At 74.4% G+C, this 11,230-nt stretch carries 13 protein-coding genes; 8 read left to right on the forward strand and 5 right to left on the reverse strand.

What is annotated here, in order from left to right:
- Window positions 1-44: 44 nt before the first annotated feature.
- Window positions 45-986, reverse strand: a complete 942-nt coding sequence (locus tag ACFW1A_RS32235; protein ID WP_380415168.1) for a hypothetical protein — start codon at window positions 984-986, stop codon at window positions 45-47.
- Between the two features lie 326 nt (window positions 987-1,312).
- Window positions 1,313-2,335 (reverse strand): hypothetical protein, encoded by a 1,023-nt coding sequence (locus ACFW1A_RS32240; RefSeq protein ID WP_380415170.1) that lies wholly within the window; start codon window positions 2,333-2,335, stop codon window positions 1,313-1,315.
- Between the two features lie 143 nt (window positions 2,336-2,478).
- Here ACFW1A_RS32240 and dapE point away from each other — a divergent pair, with 143 nt between their 5' ends.
- Window positions 2,479-3,564 (forward strand): succinyl-diaminopimelate desuccinylase, encoded by a 1,086-nt coding sequence (dapE, locus tag ACFW1A_RS32245; RefSeq protein ID WP_380415172.1) that lies wholly within the window; start codon window positions 2,479-2,481, stop codon window positions 3,562-3,564.
- Window positions 3,565-3,659: 95 nt separating this feature from the next.
- Window positions 3,660-4,496, forward strand: a complete 837-nt coding sequence (locus tag ACFW1A_RS32250) for a TIGR00730 family Rossman fold protein (protein WP_380415174.1) — start codon at window positions 3,660-3,662, stop codon at window positions 4,494-4,496.
- 7 nt (window positions 4,497-4,503) lie between these two features.
- On the opposite strand, the gene folP is transcribed toward ACFW1A_RS32250, so the two are convergent.
- Window positions 4,504-5,316, reverse strand: a complete 813-nt coding sequence (gene folP / locus ACFW1A_RS32255) for a dihydropteroate synthase (RefSeq protein WP_380415189.1) — start codon at window positions 5,314-5,316, stop codon at window positions 4,504-4,506.
- A gap of 202 nt (window positions 5,317-5,518) precedes the next feature.
- On the opposite strand from folP, the gene ACFW1A_RS32260 reads away from it, so the two are divergent.
- Entirely contained in the window at window positions 5,519-5,923 is a 405-nt protein-coding gene (locus ACFW1A_RS32260; RefSeq protein WP_380415176.1) for a DivIVA domain-containing protein, read from the forward strand.
- Window positions 5,920-6,501 (forward strand): DNA-3-methyladenine glycosylase I, encoded by a 582-nt coding sequence (locus ACFW1A_RS32265; RefSeq protein WP_380415178.1) that lies wholly within the window; start codon window positions 5,920-5,922, stop codon window positions 6,499-6,501. The genes ACFW1A_RS32260 and ACFW1A_RS32265 overlap by 4 nt, the downstream gene beginning before the upstream one ends.
- Before the next feature lie 6 nt (window positions 6,502-6,507).
- Here the strand turns inward: ACFW1A_RS32265 and ACFW1A_RS32270 are convergent, their stop codons facing one another.
- Complete coding sequence (locus tag ACFW1A_RS32270; RefSeq protein ID WP_380415180.1) at window positions 6,508-7,308, reverse strand: enoyl-CoA hydratase-related protein; 801 nt, start codon at window positions 7,306-7,308, stop codon at window positions 6,508-6,510.
- A gap of 375 nt (window positions 7,309-7,683) precedes the next feature.
- On the opposite strand from ACFW1A_RS32270, the gene ACFW1A_RS32275 reads away from it, so the two are divergent.
- Window positions 7,684-7,851, forward strand: coding sequence for a DUF3117 domain-containing protein (locus ACFW1A_RS32275; RefSeq protein WP_083976644.1), 168 nt, complete (start codon window positions 7,684-7,686; stop codon window positions 7,849-7,851).
- 207 nt (window positions 7,852-8,058) lie between these two features.
- On the opposite strand, the gene ACFW1A_RS32280 is transcribed toward ACFW1A_RS32275, so the two are convergent.
- Complete coding sequence (locus tag ACFW1A_RS32280; RefSeq protein WP_380415191.1) at window positions 8,059-8,688, reverse strand: O-methyltransferase; 630 nt, start codon at window positions 8,686-8,688, stop codon at window positions 8,059-8,061.
- Between the two features lie 271 nt (window positions 8,689-8,959).
- Between ACFW1A_RS32280 and sigE the strand changes: the two genes are divergently transcribed.
- The 3 genes from sigE (at window position 8,960) to ACFW1A_RS32295 (ending at window position 11,199) form a co-directional block, all read left to right on the forward strand.
- Window positions 8,960-9,682 (forward strand): RNA polymerase sigma factor SigE, encoded by a 723-nt coding sequence (gene sigE, locus ACFW1A_RS32285; RefSeq protein ID WP_380415183.1) that lies wholly within the window; start codon window positions 8,960-8,962, stop codon window positions 9,680-9,682.
- A complete protein-coding gene (locus tag ACFW1A_RS32290; RefSeq protein WP_380415185.1) occupies window positions 9,679-10,659 on the forward strand; it encodes a zf-HC2 domain-containing protein in 981 nt (326 codons plus the stop codon). The genes sigE and ACFW1A_RS32290 overlap by 4 nt, the downstream gene beginning before the upstream one ends.
- A 129-nt stretch (window positions 10,660-10,788) precedes the next feature.
- Window positions 10,789-11,199, forward strand: a complete 411-nt coding sequence (locus ACFW1A_RS32295; protein WP_380415187.1) for a sec-independent translocase — start codon at window positions 10,789-10,791, stop codon at window positions 11,197-11,199.
- Window positions 11,200-11,230: the final 31 nt, after the last annotated feature.

Genomic DNA, 11,230 nt, shown 5'->3' on the forward strand with positions numbered 1-11,230 from the left:
GCGCGGAGTGATCCGCGCCCCCTCCGCCGTGTTCCGACCCCGGGTCAGCCGACCGCGGGCAGGTGGTTCAGCGCGCCGGCGGTGCCGGTCAGCTGGCCGAGCGCGCCGCTCAGGTCCGGCAGCCCGCCGAGCCGGTGGGTGGCGCCCATCGCCTGCTCGTGCAGCGCGTCCAGGTGCGCGGCGTCGGCGGCCGCGGCCGGGTGGGCCAGGTCGGCGTCCGGCACCGCGTGGCCGAGCTGGTCCAGGCCGGCCAGGTTGCCGGCCAGGCCGTGGGTGGCGGGCAGCGCGTCGGCCAGCGGCGCGGTGGCCGGCACGTGGTCCAGCGAGTCGGCGGCCGGCACCGCACCGAGCACCCGGTCCTGGCTGGGCAGCTGGCCGGCCAGGCTGCTGGTGGCCGGCACGTGCTCGGCGAGCCGGCCGGTGGCGCCCAGCGGGTTGCTCAGCGCCTGCGGGTCGAGCACCTTGTCCAGGCCGGAGACGGTGGGCAGGGTGGGCATCTCCGGGCCGTGCGGCTGCGAGGTGTGCTCCACCAGCGGCATCGAGGCCGGCATCGCGCGCGGCGCGGCGACCGGGCCGGGCAGCGCGCCGCCCAGCGGGGTCAGGCCCGCCAGCTTGGACACGGTGTCCGCCAGCGGGCCGCCGCCGGTGGTGGTGGCGCCGGTGGGGTCGGACAGGTTCGGCACCACCCGGTCGGTCTGCGGCAGCGCGGCGCCGGCGGCGGTGCCGGTGACGTCGGCCGCGGCGGGCACCGCCGTCCCGCTCAGCACCGAGCCGGTCTTGCCCAGCGCCTGACCCACCTGGTGGGTCTCTCCCTTGAGGGTCGAGGCCGAGGTGACGCCGTCCAGCTTGCTGATCCCCGAACCGAGGTCGGTGCCCTTGGGGACCAGCTGGTCGGCGGACGCCGACCCGGCGGCGACCAGCGGGGTCGCACCGGCGGCGACCAGCAGCGCCGCCTGGGCGATCCGGCGGGAGAGGGGGAGGGACATGGTGCTCCTAAGAAGTGACGACACGGCAGGTCCGCCGGGCGGACGCCGTGATTACCGCTCCAGGAGCGAGAAGGTTTCGCCCGGAAAAGGTCAAGAGTCCCTAAAGATCGCATGATCCTTTTTCTGGCATCCCGGACATTTCGCCCCGTCGTGACAGGGCTGACGAAACGTCACTGCCGTTGTCGCGAGCGGGTGACCGGGGTCCGGGCGGGTGGTGCCCCCGGGGTCGCCCACCCGGGTGGCCGCGTCCAATCGGAGCAGCGCTGTTCACCCGGGCGGGGGACACCCGGACGGACGTTCGTCAAGGCGCCTTGACCGACGGGCCGTCAGCGCTTGGCGCCGGGCATGCCCAGGGTGATCTGCACCCGGTCGGTGGCGGTCGGGTCGGCCTGGCTGGTCCAGCCGGCGTCCGAGTGGTCCAGCCGCCAGGCCTTGCCGTCGAACCGGATCGAGCCGATGCCCAGGTCCTGGGCGTGCGCCAGCGCCCACTCGGCCACCGCCCAGCCGGACTGGCGCCGGGCGTCCACGGTGGGGTCGGCGTCCGGCGCCGGGGCGGTCGGGACCGGGACCAGCGCCAGGCCGCCGGGCTGGCTGCCCTGCTGCGCGGTGACGGTGCGGCCGAACTCCCGCAGCAGCCGGTCGGTGACCGGCTGGGTGCCGGGCTGCGCCGGGACGGCGGGCGAGGCCGCGGCACCGGGCGAGGACGAGGCGTCGGGCGAGGACGAGACGTCGGCCACCGGCTCGGGCGGCGCGAACGCGTGCACGGTGCAGGTGAACGCGGTCGGGGTGCGGCCGGTCAGCGCGTCCGCCAGCAGCTGCGCGTTGGCCTCGTGCTTGGCGTACGCCTCCGGGTAGCCGCTCTTCTGCACCCGCTGGGCCGCGTCGGTCAGCCGCATCCGGGCGTAGCCGGGCACCGCGATCAGCTGGTCCAGGAACTTGTTGGTGGAGTAGACCGGGTCGGCGATCTGCTGCGCGGTGCCCCAGCCCTGGGACGGCCGCTGCTGGAACAGTCCGATCGAGTCCCGGTCGCCGCCCTCCAGGTTGTGCAGCTTGGACTCCTGCAGCCCGGTGGCCAGCGCGATCACCAGTGCCCGCTCGGGCAGCCCGCGGGAGAGGGTGACGGCGGCGATGGTGGCCGCGTTGCCGGCCTGGTCGATCTCCATGGTGACCGGCTTGCCGCCGGCCGGGGTGACCTGGCAGCCCTCCGCGGTGGGCGCCGTCCGCGAGCGGTTCAGCAGCAGCAGGGCGGCCAGCACCGCCGCCACCAGCAGCAGCGCCAGCAGCACCCACCGCAGGGGTCGGCGCCGCCGACGGCCGCGGCCGAGGTAGGTCTCCTGCTCGATGGCCACCACGGCCCCTCTCACCTCGGAATGTCTCCGCACACCGTACTCACCCCGTGCTGGGTCGGACGACAGTGCGGTCCCGATTGGTTGCGTCGAACGAGGAGTGACGCACCCGGACTCCGCGGGCCGGCCCGTTTAAGCTGACGGCCATGAGCAGCGAGCCCGCCACCAGTGTCCCGACCGACCTCGACCTCAGCCTGGACGGCGGCGCGCTGACCGCGCAGCTGGTCGACTTCCCCTCGGAGAGCGGCGACGAGCGCCCGCTCGCCGACGCCGTGGAGCGGGCGCTGCGCGCGCTGCCGCACCTGCGGGTGGACCGGATGGGCAACAACATCGTGGCCCGCACCGAGCTGGGCCGGGCCGAGCGGGTGCTGCTGGCCGGCCACCTGGACACCGTGCCGATCGCCGACAACGTGCCCTCGCGGGTCGAGGGCGACCGGCTCTACGGCTGCGGCTCCTCCGACATGAAGTCCGGTGTCGCGGTGCAGCTGCGGCTGGCCGCCACGCTGCCCGAGCCCAACCGCGACCTCACCTTCGTCTTCTACGACTGCGAGGAGGTGGACGCCGACCGCAACGGCCTGGGCCACCTGGTGACCCGGCACCCCGACTGGCTGGCCGCCGACTTCGCGGTGCTGCTGGAGGGCACCGAGGGCTACGTGGAGGGCGGCTGCCAGGGCACCATGCGGATCAAGGTGGCCCTCACCGGCACCCGGGCGCACGCGGCCCGCAGCTGGCTCGGCGACAACGCGATCCACCACGCCGCGGAGGTGCTCGGCCGGCTCGCCGCCTACCGGCCGCGCCGGGTGGAGATCGACGGCCTGGAGTACCGCGAGGGCCTGAACGCGGTGGACATCCGCGGCGGGGTGGCCGGCAACGTGATCCCGGACGAGTGCGTGGTGACCGTCAACTTCCGCTACGCGCCCGACCGCAGCCCGGCCGAGGCGGAGGCCCACCTGCGCGAGGTGTTCGCCGGCTTCCCGGTCGAGGTGACCGACTCCTCCCCGGGCGCGCTGCCCGGCCTGGACCGCCCGTCGGCCAAGGACTTCGTCGCCGCCACCGGCGGCGCGGCCCGGGCCAAGTTCGGCTGGACCGACGTGGCCCGGTTCAGCGCGCTGGGCGTGCCGGCCGTCAACTACGGCCCGGGCGACCCCAACATGGCGCACAAGCGGGACGAGTACTGCGACCTCCCGGTGATCGCCGAGTGCGAGCGGCGGCTGGTGGCCTGGCTCAGCTGACCCCCGCTGCCGACCCCGGCGGGTCGGCAGCGCTTCGCCGGTCGGTCATCCCGATGTTCCCCGTCATCCGGGTGCGCCGGGCGTAGAGTTTCGTCATGACAGGGACATCAGCGCACGACGGCGCAGACGGACGGCGCTTCGGCCACGGGCCGGAGCTGGTGGACGAGACGGTGGGGGGCGCCCCCCGCAAGGCCTGGCCGGAGAAGCAGAAGGGGCCGGTGCTGCTGCGCCGCGACCAGGTGGAGAAGAGCACCACCGACCAGCGGCTGCTGGACACCACCGGCCCGACGGACTGGCTGCACACCGACCCGTGGCGGGTGCTGCGGATCACCTCGGAGTTCGTCGAGGGCTTCGGCGCGCTCGCCGAACTCCCCGCGGCGGTCAGCGTCTTCGGCTCGGCCCGGACCCCGGTCGACTCGGCCGAGTACAAGGCGGGAATGGCGATCGGCCGGGCCCTGGTGGAGGCCGGCTACGCGGTGATCACCGGTGGCGGACCCGGCGCGATGGAGGCGGCCAACCGCGGCGCCTCCGAGGCCGGCGGGCTGAGCGTGGGCCTGGGCATCGAGCTCCCGTTCGAGCAGGGGCTGAACGAGTACGTCGACCTCGGCCTGAACTTCCGTTACTTCTTCGTCCGCAAGACCATGTTCGTCAAGTACGCGCAGGGCTTCGTGGTGCTGCCGGGCGGGCTCGGCACGCTGGACGAGCTGTTCGAGGCCCTCACCCTGGTGCAGACGAAGAAGGTCACCCGGTTCCCGGTGATCCTGTTCGGCACCGCCTACTGGAGCGGCCTGGTGGACTGGCTGCGCGACACCCTGGTCGCCCAGGGCAAGGCGTCCCCGGCCGACCTGGAGCTGTTCCACCTGACCGACGAGGTGGACGAGGTGCTGAAGATCCTCGCGGAGAACCGGCGTCCGGGCGGCACCGAGGTCTGACCGCGGGTCAGGCCAGCCCCCGGCGGGCCACCGCCGGGGGACGGGTGCCGCGGATCGAGGCGACCATGTCCAGCACCTGGCGGGTCTCGGCCACCTGGTGGACCCGGTACACCCGGGCGCCCAGCCAGGCCGAGACCGCGGTGGTGGCCAGCGTGCCGAGCAGCCGCTCGTCGACCGGCCTGTCCAGGGTCTCGCCGACGAAGTCCTTGTTGGAGAGCGAGACCAGGACCGGGAACCCGGTCGCGGTCATCTCCGGCAGCCGCCGGGTGGCCTCCAGCGAGTGCCGGGTGTTCTTGCCGAAGTCGTGGCCCGGGTCGATGATCAGCCCGTCCCGGCGCACCCCGAGCGCGGCGGCCCGCTCGGCCAGACCCACCGTCACCGCCAGGATGTCGGCCATCACGTCCGGGTAGCCGACCCGGTGCGGGCGGGTGCGCGGCTCGGCCCCGCCCGCGTGCGTGCAGACCAGGCCCGCGCCGTACCGGGCGGCGACCTCGGCGAGCTTCGGGTCGACCCCGCCCCAGGCGTCGTTGAGCAGGTCGGCGCCCACCTCGCAGACCGCCTCGCCCACCTCGTGCCGCCAGGTGTCCACGCTGATCACCGCCTCGGGGTGGCGCTTGCGCAGCTCGGCGACGAAGGGCACGGTGCGGCGCAGCTCCTCCTCGACCGTCACCTCCTCGCCCGGACCGGCCTTGACCCCGCCGATGTCCAGGATCGCCGCGCCCTCGGCCACCGCGCGGTCGGCGGCGGCGAACGCGGCCTCGTCGGCGAACGTCGCGCCCCGGTCGAAGAACGAGTCCGGGGTGCGGTTGACGATGGCCATGATGACCAGCTCGTCCGCGCCGAACTCACGCGGTCCCAGGCGCAGTGCCACCCTCGCTCCTTCGCATCGGCCCCGGCGCCCTGCTGCACCGGTGACGGGTATCGATCCAGGGGGACCCTGGTGCGATGATGGGGCCCCGGCCTTCCCAGGGACACCATGATCCCTCACACGGCCGCATTCTCACGTGTCGGGAGGACAGCTCGTGTTCTGGGTGATCGTGGTGGCGATGGCCGTGGTGGTCGGCGGTGCCGCGCTGGTGGCACTGGGGGGCGGCGGCTCGCTGCCGGAGGCCGTGCACGACCGGATCGCGGCCCGGCTGCCGCAGGAGCGTCCGCTCAGCCGGGACGACGTGGACGGGATCCGGATGCCGATGGCGCTGCGCGGCTACCGGATGGACGAGGTGGACGACGTGCTGGACCGCCTCGGCGCCGAACTGGCCTACCGGGACACCCGGATCGCCGAGCTGGAGGCCGCCGTGGCGGTGGGCGAGGGCGTGCAGGCGGGCGGCGGGCAGGGCTCCGAGCCGCTGCCGGGCCTGGAGGACTTCGCCAAGGTCGTCGAGCAGCACGCGGAGCAGCCGGCCCACCCGGGCGGGGAGCAGGCGTGACCGGCGGCGCGGTCGCCGGTCCGGACGGGCTGCTGCGCTGCCCCTGGGGGGCGAGCACCGAGGACTACCTGGCGTACCACGACACCGAGTGGGGCCGGCCGGTGCACGGCGAGGACCCGCTGTTCGAGCGGATCTGCCTGGAGGCCTTCCAGTCCGGCCTGTCCTGGATCACCATCCTGCGCCGCCGGGAGGGCTTCCGGGCGGCGTTCGCGGGCTTCGCGATCGACCGGGTGGCCGCCTTCGACGAGCGGGACGTGGCCCGGCTGCTGGCCGACGAGGGGATCATCCGCAACCGGGCCAAGATCGAGGCCTCGATCGCCAACGCCCGGGCCGCGCAGCAGCTGGACGGCGGCCTGGACGCGCTGGTCTGGCGCTTCGCCGCCGACCCCGGCCGGCCGGCGCCGCGCACCACGGCCGACGTCCCGGCGATCACGCCGGAGTCGACCGCGCTGGCCAAGGAACTGAAGAAGCACGGCTTCCGGTTCGTCGGACCGACCACCGCCTACGCCCTGATGCAGGCCTGCGGCCTGGTGGACGACCACCTGGCGGACTGCCATGCGCGGCAGTCCGCCGGGTAGCCCGGCTCAGCGGCCGACGTACCGCGGCTGCTCCTTGGCCACGAAGGCGCGCACCGCGATCCGGTGGTCCTCGCTGGCCCCGGCCAGGGTCTGCAGCTCCTCCTCCTTGTCCAGCGTCTCGCTCAGCGAGTGCGAGGCGCCGAACGCCAGCGCGGTCTTGATCGCGCCGTAGGCCACGGTCGGGCCGTTCGCCAGGGTCAGGGCGAACTCGCGCGCGGTGGCGGCGAGTTCGTCGGTCGGTACGACCTTCGTGGCCAGTCCCAGGGCGAGCGCCTCGGCGGCCTTGACGGTGCGCGGGAACATCAGCAGCTCGGTCGCCCGGGCGTGGCCGACCAGCCGCGGCAGGGTCCAGGCGGCGCCCGAGTCGGTGGTCAGCGCGACGCCGGCGAACGAGGTGTTGAAGCCCGCGGTCTCGGCCACGATCCGGAAGTCGCAGGCGAAGGCGAGCGAGGCCCCGGCCCCGGCCGCCACCCCGCCGACCGCGGCCACGGTGGGCTTGCGCATCCCGGCGAGCGCGCGCACCAGCGGGTTGTAGTGCTCGGCCACCGTGGCCAGCGGCGGCTCGCCGGTCTCCTCGGCGCGCTGCAGCAGTCCGAGGTGCTCCTTGAGGTCCTGGCCCACGCAGAAGGCCTTGGTCCCGGCGCCGGCGAGCAGCACCGCCCGCACCTGCGGGTCGGCGGCGGCCTCGGTCACGGTGTCCCGCAGGGCCACCTTGGTCGGCACGTCCAGCGCGTTCATCGCGTCGGGCCGGTTGATGGTGATGACGGCGAGCGCGCCGTCGCGCTCGTACAGCACGGAGTCGGACATGGGTGAGGGCTCCCAACCGGTCGGTAACACCAGGACCCGGTCAGCATGCCGGATGGGTGGCGGGCCGCGGGAGTGTGAGGTAGCGCACCCCGGCCCGGACTTGCGCGCCCGACCGCGCCGGGCGGCCCGCCCGGGGGCGCCGGACCGCCCCCACCATGGGCCGGACGGCATCTGATGGCCTTTCGTCCGCCCGGGTGACGGGGCGACTGAGGCGGATTCAGGCGGTCTGTGCCGGTGTGGCCAGCGGTGCGGAGAGAGTGACGTTGGTCATCAGGGCGCCGTATGCGGGATAATGGCTTCCGATCAAAGCGTTCGATACCAGTGGTGGACGGACCGCTGGTACCTAGCTGAGCGGCTGCAGGAAGGGGAACGAGCATGGCGGCCATGAAGCCGCGGACGGGTGACGGCCCGCTGGAGGTCACCAAGGAGGGGCGGGGCATCATCATGCGAGTTCCGCTCGAGGGCGGCGGTCGCCTGGTGGTGGAGCTCACTCCGGACGAGGCAAGCGCCCTGGGCGAGGCCCTGAAGCAGGCCTGCGGCTGACCCCAGCCCAGCAAGCCCCCCCCGGGGCCCGGTACCGACTGTTCGAACGGTCGGCACCGGGCCCCGACGCTTGTGCGTGGCCCCGACGCTCGGGGCTGAGTGGCTGAGTGGCTGAGGGGCGTGGCTGAGGGGCCGCGTGGCTGCGTGGCGGGACTGTGGCGGGGTCCGGCGGGGCCGGCGGACCCGTGCGGGGCCGGCGGGTCGGTCTCAGCGCCGCACGGCGCAGAGCAGCCCGTCGCTCACCGGCAGCAGCGCGGGCAGCAGCTGGCGGCTCTCCCGCACCTCCTGCACCAGCTCGCGCACCGCCGCGGTCCGCGGGTCGTCCAGACCGGGGTCGGTCAGCCGCCCCTGCTGGAAGACCCCCTCGAAGCAGACCACCCCGCCCGGCCGCAGCAGGCGCAACGATTCTGCGAGGTAGGACTTGGCCTCCGCGGCGTCGCCGTCGCAGAAGACCAGGTCGTACTGGCCGTCGGCGAGCCGCGGCAGCACCTCCAGCGCCCGGCCCGGGATGAACCGGGCCCGGTTGGCCGCGAACCCGGCCGCCAGGTACGCCTCGCGGGCGAACTCCTGGCGGATCGGCTCCGGGTCGACGGTGGTCAGGATCCCGTCCGGTCGCATGCCGCGCAGCAGGTAGAGGCCGGAGACCCCGGTGCCGGTGCCGATCTCGGCCACCGCCTTGGCACCCACGGCCGCGGCCAGCAGCCGCAGGCAGGCGCCGCCGCTCGGGCTTATCGCCCGCACCCCGGTGCGGGCGGCCTGCGACCGGGCGTAGGTCAGCACGGCGTCCTCGCCGACGTACGTGTCGGCGAGGGTCGCAGCCGCGGGCCCGAAGTCGATGGTCTGATCCTGGGGAAGTAGGGGCGCTGCCGAAGTCGATAATTCCTGCCACAGATTACTGGCCGGGCGGGAACCGCGTCCGGCGGCGGGCCGTTGAATCCGTAGCACGGTCGATGGATGAGCGCACTTTTATCCGGAACTGACGGGTGTGGTGGATATGGTGGTGGCCCTGCTGGGCAGAAGAGCCAACCGAGGAGGTGTGGCCGAGGGCGACGTCCCTGTGCGGCGGCAACTCCGCGGCACCTCGTCGGCCCGTAAGCCGAAGCCCGTGATGAACCAGTCTGCGCACTCCCCCCAGGACCAGTCGTCCGACGGCACCGCCGCCGAGTCCTCGGCCCCCGCCGCTGTCGCGACCTTCACCGACGGGGTCGACGCGCAGGGCTGGACCCCGCCCAGCTGGGAGGAGATCGTCGAGGCGCACAGCGCCCGCGTCTACCGCCTGGCCTACCGTCTGACGGGCAATCAGCACGACGCCGAGGACCTCACCCAGGAGGTCTTCGTCCGGGTCTTCCGTTCGCTCTCCACCTACACCCCCGGCACCTTCGAGGGGTGGCTGCACCGGATCACCACCAACCTCTTCCTGGACATGGTCCGCCGACGCCAGCGGATCCGGTTCGACGCCCTGGCCGAGGACGCCGCCGAGCGGCTGCCCAGCAAGGAGCCGAGCCCGGCGCAGGCGTTCAGCGACACCCACTTCGACGCGGACGTCCAGCAGGCGCTGGACACCCTGGCCCCGGAGTTCCGGGCCGCCGTGGTGCTCTGCGACATCGAGGGCCTGTCCTACGAGGAGATCGCCGCCACCCTGGGCGTCAAGCTCGGGACCGTGCGCAGTCGGATCCACCGCGGCCGCTCGCACCTGCGCGCCGCGCTCAAGCACCGCGCGCCGGGCGCCGAGCCGGGTCGGGCGCGCCGTGGTGGGTCGGAGGAGTCGGAGCCGGTGGCCGTGGGCGCGCTCGCGGCCGAGCCTGGCGGGAGCGGGCGGAGGCGATCGTGAGCGGTGCAGGTCGGTCCGGGAGCAAGCGTCCGGCAGCCGTCCCGCAGGAGCGCACCGGCGGCACGGCGCTGCCCGAGCTGCGGCCGATCGCGGTGCGCCGGGCGGCCGAGCCGGTGCCCAGCAGCGAGGAGCACCACCTCGGCGAGCGGCTGACGGCGTACCTGGACGGCGAACTGGGGCACGACGCGCGCGAGCGGGTGCAGGCGCACCTGGCGACCTGCGCGAGCTGCCTGGCGGAGGCGGAGGCGGGCCGTTCGGTCAAGCAGCTGCTGACCCGCACCGAGCCGCCGGGCCCGTCCGGGATGCTGATGGCCCGGCTGCTCGCGGTGGCCGCGCTGCCCGACGACGAGCCGGGGCCGCAGGACGGCCCCGGCGGTTCCGGAGGTTCCGGCGAGCCCGTCGACGGGACGCCGCTGGTGCACTACTCCTCGATGCTGGCCGGGCCCTCGCTCGGCGGCAGCCGACTGACCGGCGGCTCGTTCGGCCGTGGCACCGGTGCGCCGTTCGGCAGCGGTGCGCTCGGCGCGGACACCCCGGTCCCCGGGGTCGACCCGCGGGCCGGACGCAGCGGCGAGCCGCGGCTGTGGAGCGTGCGGCGCGGCGGTTCCCCGGCGCGCGCGGAGGAGGACCCGGAACGCCGGCGGCCGCCCGCCGCGCCGGTGCCGACCCGCCCCGGCGTGCCGCGCGGGCGGCGGCTGGTGGTCGCGGCGGCGGGCGCCTTCTCGGTGGCCGCGGTGACCCTGGGCGGCTTCGGCAGCCTGGGCCTGGCCTCGGTGGCCGGCGACAGCCCGGCGGACGACCAGCACGGCAGCGCGGTCAACCCGCAGGTGCCCGGCGGCAATCCGCTGACCGACCCGCTCACGGTGAACTTCCCGCTGCACGCGGGCGGCGGCCACCCGTACGACCTGCTGTCCCCGGGGCCGGTGGTCAACCAGGTGGTCAGCCCGGTGGTGAACGGGCGCCCCCAGCTGCCCTGACCGGGCCGTGGTCGTTATCACCGCTTCACCGCCCGATGGGCCACGGACGCGCCGCGGCCCATTACGCTGTAGGGACCGGTCCCGGTCCGGGCCGTGCCGGGTCCTTCCTCCAGCAGCTGGGAGCCTCAGGTGTTCTTCGACATAGGCCCTCTCGAGATGCTCACGCTGGCCGTGATGGCCATCGTGATCTTCGGCCCGGACAAGCTGCCCAAGCTGATCCAGGACGCCATGGGCTTCGTCCGCAAGGTGCGCGCGTTCGCGGACAGTGCCAAGGAGGACATCCGCAGCGAGCTGGGTCCGGAGTTCAAGGACTTCGACTTCGAGGACCTGAACCCGAAGACCTTCGTGCGCAAGAACCTGATCGGCGACGGCCAGGACCCGCTGGGCTTCAACGCCCTGCGCGAGGAGATGGACATCCGCACGGTGCTGGACGACAAGCCGGCCACCGCGGTCAGGACGGCCGAGCCGGCCGTCGCGGCCCCGGCCGCGGTCCCGCTGGCCGCGGGCGAGCGGGCGCCGTTCGACCCCGACGCCACGTAGGCGCACCACCCCCGTCACCGCGCGACACCCC

The sequence above is a fragment of the Kitasatospora sp. NPDC058965 genome, assembly GCF_042741245.1.
Lineage (GTDB): Bacteria > Actinomycetota > Actinomycetes > Streptomycetales > Streptomycetaceae > Kitasatospora.